Genomic DNA, 19700 nt, shown 5'->3' on the forward strand with positions numbered 1-19700 from the left:
CCCTATAGCCATGGAAAGAGGTTTAAGGTTTGCTATAAGGGAAGGTGGTAGAACAGTAGGTGCAGGAGTAGTAACAGATATTATTGAATAATATTTAATATTTGAGGTTAGAGATGGCTGAAGAAAAGATAAGAATTAAACTTAAATCATATGACTATAGATTGTTAGATGGAGCAGTAAAAGATATTGTTAGCACAGCAAAAAGAACGGGCTCAAATGTTATTGGGCCAATATTTTTGCCAACTAAAATAGAGAGGTATACGGTAACGAGGTCTCCACATGTTAATAAGAAATCTAGAGAGCAATTTGAGATTAGAACTCATAAGAGACTTATTGATATTAATGAATATAATACACAGACTATTGATGCTTTAATGAAGCTTGAATTATCTGCTGGTGTTGATGTAGAAATAAAATTATAGAGGCATGATATGGAAGGATTAATAGGTAGAAAAATTGGTATGACCCAAATATTTGATGAAAAAGGATTTGCAATTCCTGTTACAATTATTGAGGCAGGGCCATGTAGTATTGTAGATAAGAAAACTTCCGAGAAAGATGGTTATGAGGCAGTGCAATTAGGTTTTATTGAAATTAATAAAAAGAAAATAAATAGTCCAATGAAAGGTTATTTTGAAAAAAGGAAGATAAAACCTTGTAAAATATTAAAAGAATTTAGAATAAATGAAAAAAATGATTATAATATAGGCGATATTGTAAATATTGGGATTTTAAAAGAAGCAAAATATCTAAATATTACATCAATATCAATTGGGAAAGGTTTTCAGGGAACAATGAAGAGACATAATTTTTCGGGAGGTCCCTCCTCTCATGGTTCTACATCCCATAGAAAACCAGGATCAATTGGTATGTGTGTTAAGCCCGGAGAAACAAAAAAGGGGCAAAAGATGGCAGGTCGTACTGGCGGAAAAAGGATAACTGTTAGGAATTTAGAAGTTGTAAAGATAAATGAAGAGAATAACTTGTTTTTTGTAAAAGGTGCTGTACCAGGGCATAAAAATACTATATTGTTTTTGAAAAAAAGTAAGAAAGCAGTTTAAATATTAACGAGGTAAATATGCAAGATATTAATGTATATAATTTAAAAAAAGAAAAGGTTAATAACTTTAGTATAGATGATGGGTTTATGAGTGAAAAACCCAATATTTCGTTGATGCACGAAGCAGTGATAAATCAGTTGAGTAATATTAGGAAGGGGTGTGCTTCAACTAAAAATGTCGCTAAGGTTACTGGATCTAATAAAAAACCATGGAGACAAAAAGGCACAGGTAGGGCAAGGGTTGGTAGTAATAAGTCTCCTTTATGGGTCGGTGGTGGTGTAATATTTGGGCCACAGCCAAGAGACTATAAATCTAAGATGAACAAAAAGAAGATAAAAAGTGCAATAAAATCAGCTATTAAAGCAAAATTAGATGATGATGCATTTGTTTTAGTTGATAAATTATCAATAGAAAGTGGAAAGACAAAGGATGCCAATAATATATTATTAAATATTGCTGGTGATAGAAAAGTACTTATGATTATTGATGATAATATTGATAAGAATACAATTAAAGCTGTGAGAAACTTAGAATATGTAAAGTTACTTCCTTTAAGTTCAATAAATGTTTATGATCTAATTAATGCTAAACATATTGTGATAGAGAGTGAAAGCTTTGAAAAGTTAATCAAGAGGTATATATATGGCTAATCTATATAATATTGTTAAAAAACCAATATTAACTGAAAAAGCAGTTAATATAAAAGAGGGGCAAGGCAAGGTAACCTTTGAGGTATTAAAGGATGCAAATAAATATGCAATAAAGGATGCAGTAGAGAAATTGTTCGATGTTAAAGTTAAAAAGGTATGTATTATGAATTACCGGGGGAAAAAGAAGAGATTTGGTACTGTTGTTGGTAGGAGAAGCGATTGGAAAAAAGCTGTTGTTACATTAGCAAAAGGTGAAAATATTGAATTTGTGTGAGAGGTATAATTTATGGCTATTAGAAAGTTAAAACCTATAACACCTGGTACAAGGCAGAGTAGTTATGAAAAGAGAGATGAAATAACCTCAGATAAGCCTGAAAAAAAGCTTTTAGTTAGTTTAGGTAAAAAAAGTGGGCGAAATAATAAGGGCAGAATAACAGTAAGACACAAAGGTGGTGGAGCTAAAAGGCTTTACAGAATAATAGATTTTAAAAGAAATAAAGATGGTATTAATGCAAGAGTCAAGACAATAGAATATGATCCAAATAGAAGTGCAAGAATTGCTTTAATTGCATATACTGATGGTGAAAAAAGATATATATTAGCTCCAAATGAATTGAAGGTTGGTGATTTTGTTGAAAGTGGTGAAGGTGTTGATATAAAGCCTGGTAATACGTTAAAGCTGAAAGATATGCCTGTAGGTATATTGATACATAATGTAGAGTTAAGACCTGGTAAAGGTGGACAAATTGCAAGATCTGCAGGAGTATATGCGCAGTTGCTTGCTAAAGAAGGGCGTTATTGTCACGTAAGAGTACCATCTGGTGAAATAAGATTGATATATTCTGATTGCAGGGCAACAATTGGACAACTTGGTAATTTAGATCATGAAAACGTTTCTTTAGGTAAGGCTGGTAGAAAGCGCTATTTGGGTATTAGACCAACGGTAAGAGGGGTTGCAATGAATCCTATAGACCATCCTCATGGGGGAGGTGAAGGCAGGACCTCTGGCGGGAGACACCCTTCAACGCCATGGGGTAAACCTACAAAGGGATATAAAACGAGAAAGAAAAATAAACAATCTAATAAATATATAGTTAGCAAGAGAAACAGGAGGTAAAATGCCTAGATCATTAAAAAAAGGACCTTTTGTTGATGAGAGTCTATTAAAAAAGATAAATAAACAGAAAGAGACTGGTGACAAAGGAGTTATTAAGACATATTCTAGAAGAAGTACTATTATACCAGATATGGTAGGTATGACTTTTGCAGTGCACAATGGGAACAAGTTTATACCTGTATATATTAATGAGAATATGGTTGGCCACAAATTAGGTGAGTTTTCTTTTACAAGAACATTTAGAGGACATAAAAAAGATGAGAAACGTGGGAAAAGAGGTAGATAGATGGAAGTAGCAAAGGCTATAATTAAAAGAGTAAGGGTCTCCCCCAGGAAAGCAAGGGTAGTTGCAGACATGGTAAGAGGTAGAAATGTTGATGATGCTTTAAGGTTATTACACTTTAATAGGAGGAAATCATCTTTATTTATATCAAAGGCTATAAAGTCTGCTGTTGCTAATGCAGAGGAAAATAAGTCCTATAGAGATATTGAAAAACTTTATATCAGTGTTCTGAAGATTGACGATGGCCCGGTTTATAAAAGGTTTATGCCAAGAGCTTTTGGGAGAGCTAGTATGATAAGAAAAAAAACATCACATGTAACTGTTATTTTATCAGAGATGGAGGATTAATATGGGACAAAAGGTTAACCCCCATGGTTTCAGATTAGGTATTATAAAGCCTTGGAAATCGCAATGGTATGCTTCAAAGAAGGATTACAGGAAGAAATTAGCTGAGGACGATAAGATTAGAAAATTTTTAAAAAAAGAATATTATGATGCGGGTATTTCATCAATTGATATAGAAAGGATGGGAGAGAAAGTTAGGATCACCTTAAATACTAGCAGGCCAGGTGTACTAATAGGTAAGAAAGGGTCTAATATAGAAGAGATTAAGGATAGGTTAAAGGCTTATACAGATTCTGTAGTTTTAATAGTAATAAGAGAAGTGAAAAGGCCGGAACTTGATTCTCAGTTAGTAGCTGAAAATATTGCAGCTCAAATCAGAAGGAGAGTGCCTTTTAGAAGGGCAATGAAAAGAGCCGTGTTTCAAGCAACAAAAGGTGGTGCTCTTGGTATTAAGGTTGCATGCTCTGGAAGATTAGGTGGTGCTGAGATGTCTAGAACAGAATGGTACATTAAAGGTAGAATGCCGTTACAAACAATTAGGGCAGATATAGATTATGGTGTTGCAGATTCATTTACTACTTATGGTATTATTGGTGTAAAAGTATGGATATTTAAAGGTGAGAGAATTGAGGATACAAGTAAAATAAAAAGAGAGGTTGAAGCCAGTGTTAATGCCTAAAAAAACTAAATATAGGAAAGCATTTAAAGGTAGAATTAGGGGAAGAGTTGCTACTAAAAACAACAGCTTGGTATTTGGTGATTTTGCATTGATATCCGATGAAAAGGGTAGGATTACTAGTAGACAAATAGAATCTGGCAGAATTGCAATAAATAGATCTGTTAAGAAAGGTGGTAAACTCACTATTAGAATATTTCCACATCATCCTGTAACAAAAAAGCCAGCAGAAACAAGGATGGGTAAAGGGAAAGGTGCTGTTGAATATTATGTTGCAAGGGTGAAGAAAGGGACAGTTCTTTATGAGATAGCAGATGTTGATGAAAAAGGTGCCAGAGAAGCTTTTAGACTTGCAGCACATAAAATGCCTGTTAAATGTAAGTTTTTATCTAAAAATGTATAAACATATTATGGGGATTAATAATGAATGTAAGTGAAATAAGAGAATTGAATATTAACGAATTGTATGGTAAATTAACTGAATTTAATGAAGAGTTGTTTCGTTTAAGATTTAGATTAAAAACTGGTGAGTTAGAAGATACTTCTAGAATTAGTAAAACAAAAAAAAATATAGCAAGAATTAAGACAATAATAAGAGCAAAAGAGGACCAAAGTGATAGATAGAAAAACAAGAAAAACAAGAAGAGGTGTAGTTGTAAGCGATAAAATGGATAAATCGGTTGTTGTTTTAGTTGAAGAACTGAAAAAACATCCAAAATATCATAAATACATAAAACGTAGCAAAAGATATATTGTTCATGATGAAAAAGGAGAATCATTACCTGGGGACATAGTTGAGATTGTTGAGACTAGACCTATAAGTAAACTTAAAAGATGGAGATTATTACGCCTTTTAGAAAGACCTGTTGATGTAAAAGAAATAGAATAAATGAAATTAGGAGTGTAGGGAAATGATACAGGTTAACACTAATTTAGTTGTAGCAGATAATTCAGGAGCAAAGATTATTAAATGTATAAAAGTATTGGGTGGTTCTAAAAAAAGATATGGTCGATTAGGTGATATCATTGTTGCTAGCGTTAGAGATGCTGCACCTGATAGTAATGTCAAGAAGGGTTCTGTTGTTAGGGCAATTGTAGTTAGAACAAAGAAAGAGAAGAGAAGAAATGACGGAACGTATATAAAATTTGATGATAATGCCGCAGTTGTGGTAAATAAGCAGGTTGAGCCTATTGGCACAAGAGTTTTTGGCCCTGTTGCAAGAGAGCTTAGGCAAAGGGGTTATCTTAAGATAATATCGATGGCACCTGAGGTTTTATAGGAGGTATAAATGCAAGGTAAATATAAATTAAAGAAAGATGATAGTGTTATAGTGACTGTTGGTAGAGATAAGGATAAAATATCAAAAATAATAAATGTTAATAGAAAAAAGGGTAAAGTTATTGTAGAAAATGTTAATATAGCAAAGAAACACACAAAACCAACACAAGAAAATCCTGATGGTGGTATTATTGAAAAGACTATGCCAATAGATATATCAAATGTTATGTATTATTGTAAGAAATGTAAAGGCGGTGTGAGGCTTGGCTATACTTATCTGAAGGAAGGTAAAAAAAGTAGGTATTGCAAAAAATGTGGAGAAATAATAGATAAATAGGGGTTTAAGATAATGGAAAGGTTATACGAGAAATATAAAAATAGTGTGATTCCCAAGTTGATGGATAGGTTTAAATATGAGAATTTAATGGAAGTGCCAAAAATTGATAAGATTGTATTAAATATGGGTGTGGGTGAAGCTGTTACAAATGCTAAAATAATAGAAAAAGCTGTAGGGGACTTAAGAGCTATTTCTGGTCAACAGCCTGTAATCACCAAAGCAAAAAAATCAATTGCTGGTTTTAAATTAAGGAATGGTATGCCTATAGGATGTAAAGTAACGTTAAGACGCATGAGAGCTTATGAGTTCTTAGAGAGATTAATTAATATTGCGCTTCCTAGGGTGAGAGATTTTAGAGGGGTTAATCCTAATTCCTTTGATGGTAGAGGTAATTATGCTTTAGGAATTAAGGAACAAATTGTATTCCCTGATATAAACTATGACAAAGTTGATAAAATAAGAGGTCTAGATATTGTGATTAATACTACAGCAAAAACAGATGAAGAAGCAAAAGAATTATTAAAAGCAATTGGTATGCCCTTTGCATAAAGGAGGTATGAATGGCAAAAAAATCAAAATATTATAGCGCTTTTAAGAAGAAAAAGTTTAAGGTTAGAGAATATAATAGGTGTCCTATTTGTGGTAGATCAAGAGCATATATAAGAAGGTTTGATATGTGTAGAATTTGTTTTAGGAAATATGCACACAATGGATATATTCCAGGTGTTGTTAAATCTAGTTGGTAAAGGAGTTTATGTATGAGTATGTCTGATCCCATAGGAGATATGTTATCGTCAATAAAAAATGCTATAACTATGAAACATAATGAGGTAGTAATATCGCATTCAAAAATGAAGGAATCAATAGTTAAACTATTGCTACAAGAAGGCTTTATAAAAGACTATAATGTTAATGAAGAGAACAAGAAAAAGAGTTTAGTGATTATATTGAAGTATACTGAGGATGGTGAACCTGTAATCAGAGGTTTAAAAAGAGTAAGCTTGCCAAGTAGAAGAAGATATATAAAGCCAAAGGATATGCCATTAGTACTAGGTGGGTTAGGAACAGGTATAATATCAACCTCGAAAGGGCTAAAGACTGTTAAAGAGTGCAAACATTTGCACATTGGTGGTGAATATATATGTCAATTATGGTGAGGTGTTATTTATGTCAAGGATAGGTAGATTACCGGTAAAGATACCAAATGGTGTGAATATAGATGTTGATGATAAAAAAGTTAGGGTTAAAGGTCCAAAAGGTGAGCTAGTAACTGATTTAGTAGATAATGTTGTGCTAAATATAGATGATAATACTATTATAGTTAAGCGAACAAAAGATTCCAGAAAGGTTAAAGCCTTTCATGGATTGATGCGGGCTATAATAAATAATATGGTAGTTGGTGTAACAGAAGGTTTTAGTAAGAGACTTGATATAGTTGGTGTTGGTTATAGAGCTAATATGAAAGGTAAAAATTTAGAGTTGAGTCTTGGCTATTCACATCCAATTGTTGTTAACCCACCAGAAGGCATAGAATTTAAGTTGTTATCACCGCAGAAGATCGAAATAAAAGGGTTTGACAAACAAAAGGTTGGTGAAACTGCAGCAATGATAAGAAATATTAGAAAGCCTGATCCATATAAGGGAAAAGGGGTTAGATACGAGGGAGAGCATATAGTATTGAAACAGGGCAAGGCAGCAAAGTAAAATATAGCTTATAATGAGGTTGATGCTATGGACAAGTATAAAGATTTGAAAAGAAAGAGAAGGAAATTAGGCATAAGAAAAAAGATGAGAAGTAGTGATAAATTAAGGGTTACTATATTTAGGAGTAATAGGTATTTATATGCTCAAATAGTGGATGATGCTAACCAAAGTACTGTAGTTAGCGCATCTAGCTTAGAAAGAGATTTAAGAGAAAAATATAGTGGAAAATTAAATAAAGAGATTGCAGCTGACATAGGAAAAAGATTAGCGACTAGGGCAATGGAGAAGAAAATAACTGAAGTAAAATTTGATCGTTCAGGTTATAAGTATCACGGAAAAATTAAAGCATTGGCAGATGAATTAAGGAATAACGGGCTAAAGTTTTAAGGAGGTAGTTAAGTGACAGAAGAAGAACAACAATTAGTTGATAAGGTTGTAAATATTGGGAGGGTGACAAAGGTTGTAAAAGGGGGAAGAATATTTAAATTTACGGCAATTGTTATTGTTGGAAATATGGCTGGTAAGGTTGGTATTGGAAAAGGAAAAGCAAAAGAGATACCCGATGCTATAAGAAAAGCGTTGGATGATGCAAAAAGCAACATAATAGAAGTGCCAGTGGTAAAAGATACAATACCTCATGAAGTTATTGGTAAGTTTGGCTCAGCTGAATTGTTAATGAAGCCAGCTGCACCTGGTACAGGCATTATATCAGGTGGTGTAACACGTACACTTTTTGAATTAGCTGGCATAAATAATATACTTGCGAAATCTTTTAGAAGTAGAACCCCTATTAATATACTTAACGCAGCTATAGATGGTTTTAAACAATTAAGGAGATTAGATGAGATAGCGATAATTAGAGGAAAAACAATTAATGATATTATTAAAATAAGTAAAGAAGGTGCATAGAATGTATTTACATGATTTAAAACCAGCAAAAGGCACAAAAAAGAACAGAAAAAGACTTGGCAGGGGTCAAGGTAGTGGTCTAGGGACAACTGCTGGTAGAGGTACAAAAGGACAAAAATCAAGAACTGGATCGAAGGTATATCCATGGTATGAAGGTGGCCAAATACCTATAACTAGAAGATTGCCTAAGCGAGGCTTTAATAACAAAAGATTTAGCAAAGAATATGAAATAGTTAATATAGATGTTATTAACGATAGGTTTAATGAAGGAGAAGAAGTCAGTATAGAATCGCTGAAAAGTAAGGGTTTAATTAAGAAAGACAAAGGCAATGTAAAAATATTGGGAAAAGGAGAATTAACTAAAAAATTGATTTTTAAAATAAATATAATGTCGAAGAATGCTAAAGATAAGATTGAGAAATCAAATTCATCAATAGAAAGTTAAAAATTAATGATAGATAAATTTATAGAAATATTATCAATCAAAGATTTACGAAAAAAATTATTTGTTACTTTTGCATTATTAGTAGTGTATAGAATAGGAACACATGTACCTGTTCCTGGTATAGATTCAGAAGCACTATCACAATTTTTTTCGAGACAAAGTGGAAATCTTTTGGGTTTTTTTGATATGTTTACTGGTGGAGCACTAAGTAGATTAACTGTATTTGGACTTGGAATTATGCCTTATATCTCAGCTGCCATTATTCTAGAATTGTTGACAGTTGTTTCCCCAAAATTAGCTGAGTTAAAAAAAGAAGGCGTTGAAGGCAGGCGTAAAATTACAAACTATACCCGCTATGGGACTGTTCTAATTAGTTGTATTCAGGGATTAGGAATCTCTATAGGTTTAGAATCAATGACAGCACCAGGGGGTGGTCATATTGTTATGTATCCTGGTTGGCCCTTTCGTATTATTACAACTATTACTCTTGCTACTGGAACAGTATTTTTAATGTGGCTTGGTGAAAAGATCACAGAAAAAGGAATTGGTAATGGAATATCACTTATTATATTTGCCGGTATTGTAGCTAGATTTCCTGCAGCAGTTATTAATACTTATAATCTATTTAGGACAGGTGAAATACAAATCTTAACATTAATTTCAATAATAGCAATTATGCTTTTCATTACAGCTGCAATTGTTTTTATGGAGATATCTAACCGGAGGCTCCCAATTCAGTATGTAAGAAGAAGCATAGGCTTTGGTGTATCAAAACCAACAACATCATACCTACCTTTAAAACTCAATCCATCTGGTGTTATACCAATAATATTTGCAGCTTCAATTGTTGCATTCCCTGCAACACTATCAACATTTTCAAATAATGAAATAGTTGCAAAGATAGGTTATTATTTTTCACCTAATTCAGCTGTATATTATCTGATATACATTGTATTAATAGTATTCTTTACCTATTTTTATACTTCTATTATCTTCAATCCCGATGACATTGCAGAAAATATACAGAAAAGTGGTGGTGTTATACCTGGTAAAAGACCAGGTCCTGAAACAAGTAAGTTTATTGATTATACGTTAACACGTTTAACCTTTGTTGGAGCAATATATCTATCAATAGTTGCTATATTACCACAAATTATAATTCGTTATTTTAATATGCCCTTTTACTTTGGTGGTACAAGTTTATTAATTGTTATAGGTGTAGGTTTGGATTTTATGCAAAAAGTAGAGGCGCATTTAGTTACCCATAATTATGAGGGATTTTTGAGAGCAGGAAAGATAAAAGGAAGGGGATATATATGAAAAATGTTGTTTTACTTGGTGCCCCTGGTGCAGGCAAAGGGACACAGGCTAATATGATTAGAGAACATTTTGGGCTTAACCATATTGCTACCGGTGATTTAATAAGGGATGAAATAAGAAAGGGGAGTCCTTTAGGTATAAAGGCAAAGAGTTATTCTGATAAAGGACTTTTAGCGCCCGATGATTTGGTCATTAACATGATAAAGGATAGAATAAAAAATGAAGATAAAGGTTTTTTATTAGATGGATTTCCTCGTAATGTAGCCCAAGCTAAGGCCTTAGATAAACTGATTAAAGAGCTAGGTTTAGACGAACCTTATATCATATATATTGATGTTGATGATAATACTGTTATATCTAGGCTTACAGCAAGAAGATATTGTGTAAATTGTAATAAAATATATAATATAATGTCTAATCCACCAAAAGAGTATGATTTATGTGACTATTGTGGGGGTAGACTTTCAACAAGGAAAGATGATAATGTTGATACGGTAAAAAAGAGGCTAGAGGTATTTAGAAAAGAAACTTACCCATTAATTGAATATTATAAAGACAGAAGAAGGTTTCATACTGTTGATGGTAGCAATGATCCAAATGATGTATTTAAAATTATCTTAGATATGCTTAAATGATAATCGTAAAGAGTATTGATGAAATTAAAATAATGGAAAGAACCGGTGAAATACTTAAATCATTATTTAAAAGAATAGAGGATGAAAAGGTAATAAAAAAAGGTGCAACTACAAAAAGTATTGACAAATTTATAGAAAAGCATATATATATGCATTCTGCATATCCCTCATTTAAAGGTTATAGGGGATTTCCTGCAAGTAGCTGTATCTCAATAAATGATACAGTTGTTCACGGGATACCCTCTGATTATACCTTAAAAGAGGGAGATATTATAAGTATAGACGTTGGGGCTTATAGAGAAAATTATCACGCAGATGCTGCAAGGACATATATTGTGGGTTATGTTGAAGATAAAATAATGGATTTTGTTAATACTGCAAAGGAAGCATTTTTTAAAGGAATAGAGATGTGCTATGACGGAAAGAGGATAGGTGATATATCAAATAAAATACAACGATACGTTGAGACTAAGGGATATAGTGTAATTAGAGATTTTTTTGGTCATGGGATAGGGAAAAATTTACATGAAGATCCGATGATACCAAATTATGGAAAGGGAAATAGAGGAGCAATGATAAAAAATGGTATGACTTTAGCGATAGAGCCTATGATTAGTATGGGGAGTTCGAAAGTTATTGTTGAAGATGATGGGTGGACTGCTAGAACAATGGATGGTTCATTAGCTGCTCATTATGAAAATACCGTGGCTATTGTAGATAATGGACCAGTAATATTAACTTAGATAAGGGTGAAAAGTGGCAAAGAAAGATAATGTTGTTGAAATGAATGGTGAAGTTGTAGAAGCATTGCCAAATGCTATGTTTAGAGTGAAATTAGAATCTGGACATATTATATTAGCACACCTTTCAGGGAAGATGAGGATGTATTATATAAGAATATTACCTGGGGATAAGGTTACTGTTGAGATGTCACCCTATGATTTAACAAAAGGACGCATAACATATAGACATAAATAGGAGGAATATTGTGAAGGTACGTGCATCAGTTAAACCTATATGTTTAAAATGTAAAGTTATAAAAAGAAAAGGTATAGTAAGAGTAATATGTGAAAATCCAAGGCATAAACAGAGACAAGGTTAGGAGGTTATAATGGCAAGGATTGCTGGGGTTGATATACCCAATAATAAAAGAGTAGAAGTTGGCTTAACATATATTTATGGAATAGGACGAGCAACTTCATCAAAGCTACTAGATGATGTTAGTATTGATAAAAATAAAAAAATAGGCGAGCTTACAGAGCAAGAAATATCATCTATAAGAAAATATATTGACAACAATTTAGTAGTTGAAGGAGAGCTTCGTAGGGAAGTAACGTCAAATATAAAAAGATTAATAGAGATTAATTGTTATAGAGGCCTAAGACATAAAAACCATATGCCCTGCAGGGGCCAAAGGACAAAGAGTAATGCTAGGACAGCTAGGGGTTTAGCAGGTAAAGGTGGAATAAAAAGAAAATAAAAGGAGGTTTTATGGCAACTGCAAAAAGAAAAAAAGAGAAGAAAATTGTCAATAAAGCGATAGCATATATAAAATCAACCTTTAATAATACAATTATTACCTTTACAGATTATAGTGGAAATGTTATATGCTGGGGCTCATCAGGAACAACAGGTTTTAAAAACTCTAGAAAATCAACACCTTATGCTGCTCAGATTGCAGCAAGTAATGTAGCAAAAACTGCTAAGGATTTTGGCGTAAAAGAGGTAGAGATCAATGTGAAAGGTCCAGGTAGTGGTAGGGAGAGTGCTATTAGAGCAATACAGGCTGCTGATATTATGATAACTGTTATCAGAGATATTACACCAATACCACATAATGGGTGTAGACCAAGGAAAAAGAGAAGGGTATAAATAAGGAGTTTTTTTATGGCAAGATATACAGATTCTGTATGTAAACTTTGTAGGCGAGAAGGTGCTAAATTATTTTTAAAGGGTGAGAGATGTTTTAAAGATAAATGTGTCTTTGAAAGGAAGGGATATCCACCTGGACAACAGGGTAAGAGAAAAAGGAAGATGTCAGACTATGGATTACAATTAAGAGAAAAACAAAAAGTTAAGAGAATTTATGGTGTGTTAGAAAATCAGTTTAGAAACTACTTTAAAAAAGCTGTGAAAGCAAAGGGTGTTACAGGTACAAATTTATTAATAACCTTAGAGAGAAGACTAGATAATGTAGTTTATAGATCTGGACTAGTAATGAGCAGACCTCAGGCTAGGCAGTTTGTAACACACGGGCATATATGTGTTAACGGTAAGAGTGTTAATATTCCGTCCTATCTAACAAAGGAGGGCGACATTGTTTCTATTCGAGAGAATAGTAAGGTAGTAAGTTTAGTACGCGAAGCTGTTGAAACTGCTGAAGGTAGGGGTCTTACAAATTGGCTATCCTTAGATAAGGATAAGCTAGAAGCTAAGATTTTAAGATTACCTGAGAGAGAGGATGTATATCCTGATATTAAAGAGCATTTGATCGTAGAATTGTATTCTAAGTAAGCGTGCCTATTTGTTAACAGGAGGTGTTATGTTGTTGATGGATTTTAGACAGATAATTAAACCTAATGAAATAATTATTGAAAAAGATGATAATATAGAAGGTGTTTTTAGAATCGAACCCTTAGAGAAGGGTTTTGGCATTACTATAGGTAATTCTCTTAGGAGGATATTGCTCTCTTCTATTGAGGGAACTGCTGTTTTTGCAATAAAAATTAAGGGCGTAACAAACGAATTTGCGGTAATACCAGGCGTTTTAGAGGATGTAGTAAATATAATATTAAATGTAAAGTCATTGAGTCTTAATTTGAATACTCATGAAACAAAAAGATATGCTATTAAAAAGAAGGGTGAAGGACTTGTAAAGGCGAAAGATATCCAGGCAGATGCATTGTTGGAGATTATAGATCCAGAACAGTTAATAGCCACCATAACTGATGATAATGATGAGTTAGATATGGAGATATTTGTAAAAAGAGGCATTGGTTATGTCCCTTCTGAAGAAATTTCCAAGCTTGTAAATAATGAAATAGACGTTATACCAATTGATGCAATATTTACACCTATTAAAAAGGTTAGTTATAATATAGAGAGTGCAAGGGTGGGTCAAAGTACAGATTATGACTCATTAATAATAAATATTGAAACAGATGGCACAGTCAAACCAATTGATGCATTAGCTTATGGTGCAAAAATATTAAAAGATCATATGGAGTTGTTTATTAATTTTGAAGAGCCAAAATATGAAGAGAAGGAAGAAGCTGGTGATGAAATTAAGAAAGAGCTTGTTGAGCTTCTTGATAAAAGTATAGAAGAATTAGAGTTGTCAGTGAGAGCATATAATTGTTTGAAGAATGCAGGGATAAAAACATTGGCTGAGCTTTGCGGTAAAACAGAGGCCGATATGCTTAGAACAAAGAATTTTGGCAGAAAATCATTAGAAGAGATAAAGAATGTGTTATATGATTTAGGGTTAACATTGGGAATGGATTTAGAAAGTATTGGATATTATGCACAAAGGGGTGATAAAGATGAGGCATCATAGAAAAGTTAAGTATCTTGGTAGAGATACTGATCATAGATATGCGATGTTAAGAAATCTCTCAGTTTCGCTTATAGAAAATGGTTATGTTAAAACAACGGTTGAAAGAGCAAAGGCATTGAGGTCTTTTATAGAGCCTTTGATCACTTTTGGCAAGAGAGGAGACCTTTCTAGCAGAAGGCTGGTTTTAAAGAGGTTGCCATCTAAAAAGGCTGTTGGGAAATTATTTGAAAAGGTAGCACCAATATACAAGGAAAGAAATGGTGGTTACACAAGAATTGTAAAGCTGTCTGAAAGAAAAGGCGATAATGCTCCATTAGCACTAATTGAACTAGTAGATAGGGACAAGCTGAAATAATGTGAGCCTATATACATTAAAGCTTACTAACCTTAGTTTTTCATATAGTAAGCAGGTAATTTTTAATAGTATAAATTACAATATTATATTTAATTCAATTCTATTAATAAAGGGTTCAAACGGTGTAGGTAAAACTACACTCTTAAAATTATTGTATGGTCGCATTAAGCCTGATAAAGGCAAAATGGATATATCATATAATACTTCTAAAAGTGTAAGTAAATGTTATGTTCCATCAAACCCTATGTTTATGTTCTTAACTGGCTATATTACAGACGAACTTAAATTTAGAGGACTAAATAAATTAGATAAATACAATGAAATTTATAAGGGTAATAAGCATGTAAATGAATTGTCAGCTGGCGAGCTAAAAAAGATATCCGTTGATATAGCTTTTTATCAAAATTGTGAAGCTCTATTGCTTGATGAACCTTTAATGGCGCTTGATGATGAAGAAGTAATTTATTTTAAAAATTGTCTTCTAGATTTAAAGAGTAAAGGCCGGGCAATTATAATTGCTACTTGTGAAGATTATCTTGATAATATTGCCGATGGGATTCTAGAACTTGATTCTTTATCATATTATAAATATCAATAAAGAATTTATAATTAATATTGATAATATTAATGATTTGGTGATTTTTAGTGGTGATCTTATTTGTATATTTGGCAAAAACGGAACTGGCAAAACTACTCTGTTAAAAAAGCTCGCATTTATAGAAAGCGATAAAACTGATGTTATATATTATTATGGTAATAAATGCGATATAGGTTATGTTCCTCAATATGTTGAGCAATATATATATTGTGATAGTCTAATTGAGGAACTCTTTACTTTTGTTAATAATAAAGAATGCTGTTATAAACTTTTAAAAAATATGGAGTTGTATTACGCTAGAAATAAATCTATTTATTATCTAAGTGATGGTGAAAAGAGATTATTTTATTTATATGCTAATATATACTCAGATAAGAAGATATTATTATTAGATGAACCACTTTGTGGTCTTGATAAGGAAAATAAGGCAAAAATTAATAGCCTATTAAAATCTATAAGAAAAGATAAAACTGTAATATATTGCACAAATAGATCTAATGAGATATTATTAGAGAGTAGAGTAATAAATTTGTAATATAAAGGGGTGAGTAGTGGATTTATATGAAAGAGCAAAAATATGCTTTCCAGGTGGTGTTAATAGTCCAGTGAGAGCTTTTACAGCTGTTGGTGGCAAGCCCTTAATGATTGATAGAGGTAAGGGTTCGAAAATATATGATATAAATAATAATGAATATATTGACTATGTTATGTCTTATGGTCCATTGATACTTGGCCATTGTGATGATAATGTGATAAAATTTATATCTAATGCATTAAAAAAGGGCACTTCCTTTGGCGCCACAAATGAATTAGAAATTAGGCTTGCTGAATTGATTATAAGTTCTGTCCCATCTATTGAGATGATAAGGTTTGTAAATTCAGGAACAGAAGCAGTGATGAGTGCAATTAGATTAGCCCGTGCATATACAAAAAGAGATAAAATATTAAAATTTGAGGGTTGCTATCATGGACATTCAGATTACTTGCTTTCAAAAGCGGGCAGTGGGCTAATGTCTTTAAATATACCAACAACACCTGGTGTGCCAGAAAGTTTAGTGAAAGATACATTAACAGCAACATATAATGATCTAATAAGTGTTGAAGAACAGATAAAAGGCGTAGAAAATAACATTGCATGTATTATTGTTGAGCCTGTTGCTGGCAATATGGGTGTTGTTCTTCCTGATGAAAACTTTTTAAGGGGACTTAAATCAATTTGTGAGAGAATAGGGGCACTGCTCATATTTGATGAGGTAATAACTGGTTTTAGGGTTGCGCTAGGCGGGGCTCAAGAAAGATATAAGATAATGCCTGATTTGACATGTCTTGGAAAGATTATTGGTGGAGGCTTGCCAATTGGTGCTTTTGGGGGAAAAAAAGAAATCCTTGAATTGCTTGCTCCTATTGGCCCTGTTTATCAGGCAGGGACTCTAAGTGGGAATCCTGTTGTAATGTCTGCTGGTATTGCAACATTAGAAAAAATTAGAGGGGACGGTTTTTATAGTGAGCTTAAAGACAAGACTATCAGATTATTTGAAGGGATGAAAGATAATCTGAGAAGTGTCAACTTAAATTTTCAAGTAAATTATACAACTGGCATGGGCAATATATTCTTTTGTGATAGGGAAGTTAGAAATTTTAATGACTTAAAAGATGTTAACAGAGATCTATACTCAAGATATTTTCATCACATGTTGTCAAAGGGGATATATTTAGCTCCAAGCCAATTTGAAGCTACATTTTTATCTGATTCTCACCAAATAGCTGAATTAGACAAAACACTAGATTACCAGATGGATTTCCTTAAAACTATTAAATGATGCTAAGTAAAAGATACAAATCTCTTATAAATGCAAGTTCTGTTGGCTTGTCTATAGTTTTTTCAATTTTAATAGGTTTAGCTATTGGCCTTTATTTAGATAAACTTTTTCATACAAAACCCTATCTAACAATAACATTTCTAATCTTTGGGGTATTGGCAGGATTTAAAAATATGATATATTTTATAAAAAGAGCCCAAATGACAGATAATAATGATGATTAGACATTTACTAATCACCTTTTTTTCAATTTTTATATTTATATATTTTTTACTGTTGATTATTTTTAAAAATTTTATTACATATATATTCACATTAAATTATTTAGTGGGTTTTTTTTTGATGTTTTTTAATTTTTTGATGATGATTAGGAAATTAAGTAAAAAGGATATAAAAAAATATAAACTTAACATAGGCTATAGTGGTATTAGACTATTAATACTTACAATTCTTCTGTATTTATGGATAACATTTGGTATATTTGATATCTATGGATTAGTTACAGGTATTTTAGCTTTTAGTATTGCCTTACCAGTTTTCTTTATTATATATTTAAAGAGGGTTGCCGAATAATGGAACACGCTATTAACATATTTTCTTTCTTGCCTGAAGATTTAGTGCATAAATATATACACGTATTAACGACTTTTGTTGTCATTGCTGCACTATTAATTATTGGTAGTTTTACCAAAAATATGACAAAAGAAGTGCCAGGGAAGGTACAAAGTTTTTTTGAAACAATTGTTGAATCGATATATAATTTTTCTCTTAACACATTAGGCGAAGAGGGTAAACCTTATATACCGATTATTTTTGGGATAGCTTTTTATGTATTTTTCTCAAACATATTGGGGTTAATACCAGGCTTTATAGCCCCAACGTCTAATCTAAATTCAACTGTAGCTCCAGCTGTTGTAGTTTTTTTTACTTATAATTATATTGGTATTAAAAAACATGGTCTTGCTTATATAAAGCATTTCATTGGCCCAGTGATATGGCTTGCCCCTCTGATGATTATAATTGAACTAATAAGTCATTTGGCTAGGCCGTTATCATTATCAATTAGGCTCTTTGGTAATATATTTGGTGAAGATCTAGTAATTGCTGTATTATTTATGTTAGTTCCCTATTTAATTCCTTTGCCAATGTTTTTTTTAGGGATATTTACCTGTTTTATACAAACTTTTGTCTTTATGTTGTTAACCCTTGTTTATATCTCTGGGGCACTTGAGGAAGCACATTAAATAATATGGAGGTGGATATATGAAAAATGCTTTAGCACTTATTTTTAATACTGTGCTATTTATTGCTTTTGCTAGTGGTAATCTTTTAGCAGCTGAAGGTGATTCATCTGGTTATAAGTGGGCTATTTATCTGGGTGCAGGCTTGGCAATTGGGCTTGCAACAATAGGTACAGGTCTTGGTCAGGGTCGAGCAACAGCATCAGCTGTGGAGGGTATTGCTAGAAACCCTTCAAGTTCACCTAGGATTACTACAGCACTTATCATTGGCTTAGCGATGATTGAATCACTTACTATCTATGGTTTGGTTGTTGCTTTGGTATTATTATTTGTTGTATAATATTAGGATAATATTTGTTTCCATTAAAGGATTCTATACCTGCTGAGAGGTTTCCTTATGTAAACTATATAATTATTCTAATTAATTTATTTATATTTATCTATCAATTATCATTGGGAGCAAAATTAAGCTATTTTTTACTAGAATATGGTTTTATACCATCAAGATTTTTTGCTCCCTTTGATATTGTTTCTCTTAAGGAAAAGATTGTTCCTCTATTTACATCCATTTTTTTGCATGGCAATTTATTCCATGTGCTAAGTAATATGTATTTTCTATTTATATTTGGGGATAATGTAGAAGGGAGGTTTGGCCATTTTCAGTATTTATTATTTTATATATTTTTTGGTGTAATTGCATTGATTATTCAGGCTATTTTATTTCCCGATGTTAGTATACCCACAATTGGGGCAAGTGGAGCAGTAGCAGGAGTGATGGGTGCATATTTTATAATCTTCCCCTATGCTTATATTAAAACTCTGCTAATTATTATAATATATATTACTGTAGTTGACATACCTGCAGTTGTATTTTTAGGATTTTGGTTTTTTATTCAATTTATAAATGGATCATTACAGCAAATGGCTAATATTGAAGGTGGCATTGCTTGGTGGGCTCATATAGGTGGTTTTATATTTGGAATATTTGTTGGAATATATTATTTAAATAAATATAAATCAAGAAATTAAAAAGTTTATTATAAATATATTTATCCATTGGATTTTAATTGTATATTTTTTAAAATTTTTAAATTTTACGCCTTATTTTGTAAAATATTTGTATAATGTATTAAAGTATTTGATTTTTTTTTTATATTATAATATTCCTGCTATAAAGAATTATGTATAAACTAATAATAATTTTTTTCTTTTTTAGTATATATAGTTTATTCATTAGTTCTTGTTCATATGATAAAAGTTTTGCTATAATAGATATAAAATGTGGTGGTTGTCACAGTCCTAATATTGTATATATGGAGAAAAGGGATGATAGACAGTGGGATAGAATAATATATGCTATGAAGTTGAG

Annotated in this window: 40 protein-coding genes; all 40 read left to right on the forward strand. The window is 32.1% G+C overall.

The window, feature by feature from the left end; all coding sequences use genetic code 11:
• Window positions 1-91 (forward strand): hypothetical protein (locus SVN78_02480; protein ID MDY6820471.1); only part of this gene is annotated, 91 nt, incomplete at its 5' end.
• Between the two features lie 22 nt (window positions 92-113).
• Complete coding sequence (gene rpsJ / locus SVN78_02485) at window positions 114-422, forward strand: 30S ribosomal protein S10 (GenBank protein MDY6820472.1); 309 nt, start codon at window positions 114-116, stop codon at window positions 420-422.
• A 9-nt stretch (window positions 423-431) separates the two neighbouring features.
• Window positions 432-1061 (forward strand): 50S ribosomal protein L3, encoded by a 630-nt coding sequence (gene rplC / locus SVN78_02490; protein MDY6820473.1) that lies wholly within the window; start codon window positions 432-434, stop codon window positions 1059-1061.
• Between the two features lie 17 nt (window positions 1062-1078).
• The gene (rplD, locus tag SVN78_02495; GenBank protein MDY6820474.1) at window positions 1079-1711 is read left to right on the forward strand and encodes a 50S ribosomal protein L4; all 633 of its coding nucleotides are present in this window, start codon (window positions 1079-1081) and stop codon (window positions 1709-1711) included.
• On the forward strand, window positions 1704-1985 hold the full coding sequence (locus tag SVN78_02500) for a 50S ribosomal protein L23 (GenBank protein ID MDY6820475.1): 282 nt from the start codon (window positions 1704-1706) through the stop codon (window positions 1983-1985). Before rplD ends, SVN78_02500 begins: the two co-directional genes overlap by 8 nt.
• Before the next feature lie 12 nt (window positions 1986-1997).
• Window positions 1998-2828, forward strand: coding sequence for a 50S ribosomal protein L2 (rplB, locus tag SVN78_02505; GenBank protein MDY6820476.1), 831 nt, complete (start codon window positions 1998-2000; stop codon window positions 2826-2828).
• Window position 2829: 1 nt separating this feature from the next.
• On the forward strand, window positions 2830-3114 hold the full coding sequence (gene rpsS, locus SVN78_02510) for a 30S ribosomal protein S19 (GenBank protein ID MDY6820477.1): 285 nt from the start codon (window positions 2830-2832) through the stop codon (window positions 3112-3114).
• Window positions 3115-3459, forward strand: a complete 345-nt coding sequence (rplV, locus tag SVN78_02515) for a 50S ribosomal protein L22 (GenBank protein MDY6820478.1) — start codon at window positions 3115-3117, stop codon at window positions 3457-3459.
• Between the two features lies 1 nt (window position 3460).
• Window positions 3461-4135, forward strand: a complete 675-nt coding sequence (gene rpsC, locus SVN78_02520; GenBank protein ID MDY6820479.1) for a 30S ribosomal protein S3 — start codon at window positions 3461-3463, stop codon at window positions 4133-4135.
• Window positions 4122-4535, forward strand: a complete 414-nt coding sequence (gene rplP / locus SVN78_02525; GenBank protein ID MDY6820480.1) for a 50S ribosomal protein L16 — start codon at window positions 4122-4124, stop codon at window positions 4533-4535. Before rpsC ends, rplP begins: the two co-directional genes overlap by 14 nt.
• 20 nt (window positions 4536-4555) lie before the next feature.
• Complete coding sequence (gene rpmC / locus SVN78_02530; protein ID MDY6820481.1) at window positions 4556-4756, forward strand: 50S ribosomal protein L29; 201 nt, start codon at window positions 4556-4558, stop codon at window positions 4754-4756.
• Window positions 4749-5021 carry a 30S ribosomal protein S17 gene (gene rpsQ / locus SVN78_02535; GenBank protein MDY6820482.1) on the forward strand — a complete coding sequence of 91 codons (273 nt, stop codon included), beginning with the start codon at window positions 4749-4751 and terminating at the stop codon, window positions 5019-5021. Before rpmC ends, rpsQ begins: the two co-directional genes overlap by 8 nt.
• Window positions 5022-5043: 22 nt before the next feature.
• Window positions 5044-5412, forward strand: a complete 369-nt coding sequence (rplN, locus tag SVN78_02540; protein MDY6820483.1) for a 50S ribosomal protein L14 — start codon at window positions 5044-5046, stop codon at window positions 5410-5412.
• Between the two features lie 9 nt (window positions 5413-5421).
• Window positions 5422-5748: a 50S ribosomal protein L24 gene (gene rplX, locus SVN78_02545; GenBank protein ID MDY6820484.1), complete on the forward strand. Its 327-nt coding sequence runs from the start codon at window positions 5422-5424 to the stop codon at window positions 5746-5748.
• Window positions 5749-5760: 12 nt separating this feature from the next.
• Window positions 5761-6297: a 50S ribosomal protein L5 gene (rplE, locus tag SVN78_02550; GenBank protein MDY6820485.1), complete on the forward strand. Its 537-nt coding sequence runs from the start codon at window positions 5761-5763 to the stop codon at window positions 6295-6297.
• An 11-nt stretch (window positions 6298-6308) separates the two neighbouring features.
• On the forward strand, window positions 6309-6494 hold the full coding sequence (locus tag SVN78_02555; protein ID MDY6820486.1) for a type Z 30S ribosomal protein S14: 186 nt from the start codon (window positions 6309-6311) through the stop codon (window positions 6492-6494).
• 12 nt (window positions 6495-6506) lie between these two features.
• The gene (gene rpsH, locus SVN78_02560; GenBank protein ID MDY6820487.1) at window positions 6507-6905 is read left to right on the forward strand and encodes a 30S ribosomal protein S8; all 399 of its coding nucleotides are present in this window, start codon (window positions 6507-6509) and stop codon (window positions 6903-6905) included.
• A 10-nt stretch (window positions 6906-6915) separates the two neighbouring features.
• Window positions 6916-7452, forward strand: a complete 537-nt coding sequence (rplF, locus tag SVN78_02565; GenBank protein MDY6820488.1) for a 50S ribosomal protein L6 — start codon at window positions 6916-6918, stop codon at window positions 7450-7452.
• Between the two features lie 27 nt (window positions 7453-7479).
• Window positions 7480-7839 (forward strand): 50S ribosomal protein L18, encoded by a 360-nt coding sequence (rplR, locus tag SVN78_02570; GenBank protein ID MDY6820489.1) that lies wholly within the window; start codon window positions 7480-7482, stop codon window positions 7837-7839.
• A gap of 12 nt (window positions 7840-7851) precedes the next feature.
• A complete protein-coding gene (gene rpsE, locus SVN78_02575; protein ID MDY6820490.1) occupies window positions 7852-8361 on the forward strand; it encodes a 30S ribosomal protein S5 in 510 nt (169 codons plus the stop codon).
• 1 nt (window position 8362) lies between these two features.
• Complete coding sequence (gene rplO / locus SVN78_02580; GenBank protein MDY6820491.1) at window positions 8363-8806, forward strand: 50S ribosomal protein L15; 444 nt, start codon at window positions 8363-8365, stop codon at window positions 8804-8806.
• A 6-nt stretch (window positions 8807-8812) separates the two neighbouring features.
• Window positions 8813-10126, forward strand: a complete 1314-nt coding sequence (secY, locus tag SVN78_02585; GenBank protein ID MDY6820492.1) for a preprotein translocase subunit SecY — start codon at window positions 8813-8815, stop codon at window positions 10124-10126.
• On the forward strand, window positions 10123-10761 hold the full coding sequence (locus SVN78_02590) for an adenylate kinase (GenBank protein ID MDY6820493.1): 639 nt from the start codon (window positions 10123-10125) through the stop codon (window positions 10759-10761). The genes secY and SVN78_02590 overlap by 4 nt, the downstream gene beginning before the upstream one ends.
• Window positions 10758-11504, forward strand: coding sequence for a type I methionyl aminopeptidase (map, locus tag SVN78_02595; GenBank protein ID MDY6820494.1), 747 nt, complete (start codon window positions 10758-10760; stop codon window positions 11502-11504). The genes SVN78_02590 and map overlap by 4 nt, the downstream gene beginning before the upstream one ends.
• A 13-nt stretch (window positions 11505-11517) precedes the next feature.
• Window positions 11518-11739 (forward strand): translation initiation factor IF-1, encoded by a 222-nt coding sequence (infA, locus tag SVN78_02600; GenBank protein ID MDY6820495.1) that lies wholly within the window; start codon window positions 11518-11520, stop codon window positions 11737-11739.
• Window positions 11740-11749: 10 nt separating this feature from the next.
• Window positions 11750-11863, forward strand: coding sequence for a 50S ribosomal protein L36 (rpmJ, locus tag SVN78_02605; protein ID MDY6820496.1), 114 nt, complete (start codon window positions 11750-11752; stop codon window positions 11861-11863).
• 9 nt (window positions 11864-11872) lie between these two features.
• A complete protein-coding gene (gene rpsM, locus SVN78_02610) occupies window positions 11873-12241 on the forward strand; it encodes a 30S ribosomal protein S13 (GenBank protein ID MDY6820497.1) in 369 nt (122 codons plus the stop codon).
• 11 nt (window positions 12242-12252) lie between these two features.
• A complete protein-coding gene (gene rpsK, locus SVN78_02615; protein MDY6820498.1) occupies window positions 12253-12633 on the forward strand; it encodes a 30S ribosomal protein S11 in 381 nt (126 codons plus the stop codon).
• Between the two features lie 15 nt (window positions 12634-12648).
• A complete protein-coding gene (gene rpsD / locus SVN78_02620) occupies window positions 12649-13275 on the forward strand; it encodes a 30S ribosomal protein S4 (GenBank protein MDY6820499.1) in 627 nt (208 codons plus the stop codon).
• A gap of 37 nt (window positions 13276-13312) precedes the next feature.
• The gene (locus SVN78_02625; protein ID MDY6820500.1) at window positions 13313-14317 is read left to right on the forward strand and encodes a DNA-directed RNA polymerase subunit alpha; all 1005 of its coding nucleotides are present in this window, start codon (window positions 13313-13315) and stop codon (window positions 14315-14317) included.
• Window positions 14304-14672, forward strand: coding sequence for a 50S ribosomal protein L17 (gene rplQ, locus SVN78_02630; protein MDY6820501.1), 369 nt, complete (start codon window positions 14304-14306; stop codon window positions 14670-14672). Before SVN78_02625 ends, rplQ begins: the two co-directional genes overlap by 14 nt.
• Window position 14673: 1 nt before the next feature.
• On the forward strand, window positions 14674-15270 hold the full coding sequence (locus SVN78_02635; GenBank protein MDY6820502.1) for an ATP-binding cassette domain-containing protein: 597 nt from the start codon (window positions 14674-14676) through the stop codon (window positions 15268-15270).
• Window positions 15271-15307: 37 nt separating this feature from the next.
• Window positions 15308-15805, forward strand: a complete 498-nt coding sequence (locus tag SVN78_02640; protein MDY6820503.1) for an ATP-binding cassette domain-containing protein — start codon at window positions 15308-15310, stop codon at window positions 15803-15805.
• A 16-nt stretch (window positions 15806-15821) separates the two neighbouring features.
• Complete coding sequence (hemL, locus tag SVN78_02645; GenBank protein ID MDY6820504.1) at window positions 15822-17090, forward strand: glutamate-1-semialdehyde 2,1-aminomutase; 1269 nt, start codon at window positions 15822-15824, stop codon at window positions 17088-17090.
• Window positions 17087-17314 carry an AtpZ/AtpI family protein gene (locus SVN78_02650; protein ID MDY6820505.1) on the forward strand — a complete coding sequence of 76 codons (228 nt, stop codon included), beginning with the start codon at window positions 17087-17089 and terminating at the stop codon, window positions 17312-17314. Before hemL ends, SVN78_02650 begins: the two co-directional genes overlap by 4 nt.
• Window positions 17315-17432: 118 nt before the next feature.
• Entirely contained in the window at window positions 17433-17663 is a 231-nt protein-coding gene (locus SVN78_02655; protein ID MDY6820506.1) for a hypothetical protein, read from the forward strand.
• Entirely contained in the window at window positions 17663-18334 is a 672-nt protein-coding gene (gene atpB, locus SVN78_02660) for a F0F1 ATP synthase subunit A (GenBank protein MDY6820507.1), read from the forward strand. The genes SVN78_02655 and atpB overlap by 1 nt, the downstream gene beginning before the upstream one ends.
• A 19-nt stretch (window positions 18335-18353) precedes the next feature.
• The gene (gene atpE / locus SVN78_02665; protein MDY6820508.1) at window positions 18354-18671 is read left to right on the forward strand and encodes an ATP synthase F0 subunit C; all 318 of its coding nucleotides are present in this window, start codon (window positions 18354-18356) and stop codon (window positions 18669-18671) included.
• Between the two features lie 14 nt (window positions 18672-18685).
• Window positions 18686-19360 carry a rhomboid family intramembrane serine protease gene (locus SVN78_02670; GenBank protein MDY6820509.1) on the forward strand — a complete coding sequence of 225 codons (675 nt, stop codon included), beginning with the start codon at window positions 18686-18688 and terminating at the stop codon, window positions 19358-19360.
• A 152-nt stretch (window positions 19361-19512) separates the two neighbouring features.
• On the forward strand, window positions 19513-19700 hold a 188-nt coding region (locus SVN78_02675), incomplete at its 3' end, for a hypothetical protein (GenBank protein MDY6820510.1).

The organism is Deferribacterota bacterium, from assembly GCA_034189185.1.
Lineage (GTDB): Bacteria > Chrysiogenota > Deferribacteres > Deferribacterales > UBA228 > UBA228.

Coding starts and splice junctions, on each gene's coding strand:
- rpsJ (MDY6820472.1), top strand. CDS start 114: ATGGCTGAAGAAAAGATAAGAATTAAACTTAAATCATATGACTATAGA.
- rplC (MDY6820473.1), top strand. CDS start 432: ATGGAAGGATTAATAGGTAGAAAAATTGGTATGACCCAAATATTTGAT.
- rplD (MDY6820474.1), top strand. CDS start 1,079: ATGCAAGATATTAATGTATATAATTTAAAAAAAGAAAAGGTTAATAAC.
- SVN78_02500 (MDY6820475.1), top strand. CDS start 1,704: ATGGCTAATCTATATAATATTGTTAAAAAACCAATATTAACTGAAAAA.
- rplB (MDY6820476.1), top strand. CDS start 1,998: ATGGCTATTAGAAAGTTAAAACCTATAACACCTGGTACAAGGCAGAGT.
- rpsS (MDY6820477.1), top strand. CDS start 2,830: ATGCCTAGATCATTAAAAAAAGGACCTTTTGTTGATGAGAGTCTATTA.
- rplV (MDY6820478.1), top strand. CDS start 3,115: ATGGAAGTAGCAAAGGCTATAATTAAAAGAGTAAGGGTCTCCCCCAGG.
- rpsC (MDY6820479.1), top strand. CDS start 3,461: ATGGGACAAAAGGTTAACCCCCATGGTTTCAGATTAGGTATTATAAAG.
- rpmC (MDY6820481.1), top strand. CDS start 4,556: ATGAATGTAAGTGAAATAAGAGAATTGAATATTAACGAATTGTATGGT.
- rplN (MDY6820483.1), top strand. CDS start 5,044: ATGATACAGGTTAACACTAATTTAGTTGTAGCAGATAATTCAGGAGCA.
- rplX (MDY6820484.1), top strand. CDS start 5,422: ATGCAAGGTAAATATAAATTAAAGAAAGATGATAGTGTTATAGTGACT.
- rplE (MDY6820485.1), top strand. CDS start 5,761: ATGGAAAGGTTATACGAGAAATATAAAAATAGTGTGATTCCCAAGTTG.
- SVN78_02555 (MDY6820486.1), top strand. CDS start 6,309: ATGGCAAAAAAATCAAAATATTATAGCGCTTTTAAGAAGAAAAAGTTT.
- rpsH (MDY6820487.1), top strand. CDS start 6,507: ATGAGTATGTCTGATCCCATAGGAGATATGTTATCGTCAATAAAAAAT.
- rplF (MDY6820488.1), top strand. CDS start 6,916: ATGTCAAGGATAGGTAGATTACCGGTAAAGATACCAAATGGTGTGAAT.
- rplR (MDY6820489.1), top strand. CDS start 7,480: ATGGACAAGTATAAAGATTTGAAAAGAAAGAGAAGGAAATTAGGCATA.
- rplO (MDY6820491.1), top strand. CDS start 8,363: ATGTATTTACATGATTTAAAACCAGCAAAAGGCACAAAAAAGAACAGA.
- secY (MDY6820492.1), top strand. CDS start 8,813: ATGATAGATAAATTTATAGAAATATTATCAATCAAAGATTTACGAAAA.
- SVN78_02590 (MDY6820493.1), top strand. CDS start 10,123: ATGAAAAATGTTGTTTTACTTGGTGCCCCTGGTGCAGGCAAAGGGACA.
- map (MDY6820494.1), top strand. CDS start 10,758: ATGATAATCGTAAAGAGTATTGATGAAATTAAAATAATGGAAAGAACC.
- rpsM (MDY6820497.1), top strand. CDS start 11,873: ATGGCAAGGATTGCTGGGGTTGATATACCCAATAATAAAAGAGTAGAA.
- rpsK (MDY6820498.1), top strand. CDS start 12,253: ATGGCAACTGCAAAAAGAAAAAAAGAGAAGAAAATTGTCAATAAAGCG.
- rpsD (MDY6820499.1), top strand. CDS start 12,649: ATGGCAAGATATACAGATTCTGTATGTAAACTTTGTAGGCGAGAAGGT.
- SVN78_02625 (MDY6820500.1), top strand. CDS start 13,313: ATGGATTTTAGACAGATAATTAAACCTAATGAAATAATTATTGAAAAA.
- rplQ (MDY6820501.1), top strand. CDS start 14,304: ATGAGGCATCATAGAAAAGTTAAGTATCTTGGTAGAGATACTGATCAT.
- SVN78_02650 (MDY6820505.1), top strand. CDS start 17,087: ATGATGCTAAGTAAAAGATACAAATCTCTTATAAATGCAAGTTCTGTT.
- SVN78_02655 (MDY6820506.1), top strand. CDS start 17,433: ATGTTTTTTAATTTTTTGATGATGATTAGGAAATTAAGTAAAAAGGAT.
- atpB (MDY6820507.1), top strand. CDS start 17,663: ATGGAACACGCTATTAACATATTTTCTTTCTTGCCTGAAGATTTAGTG.
- atpE (MDY6820508.1), top strand. CDS start 18,354: ATGAAAAATGCTTTAGCACTTATTTTTAATACTGTGCTATTTATTGCT.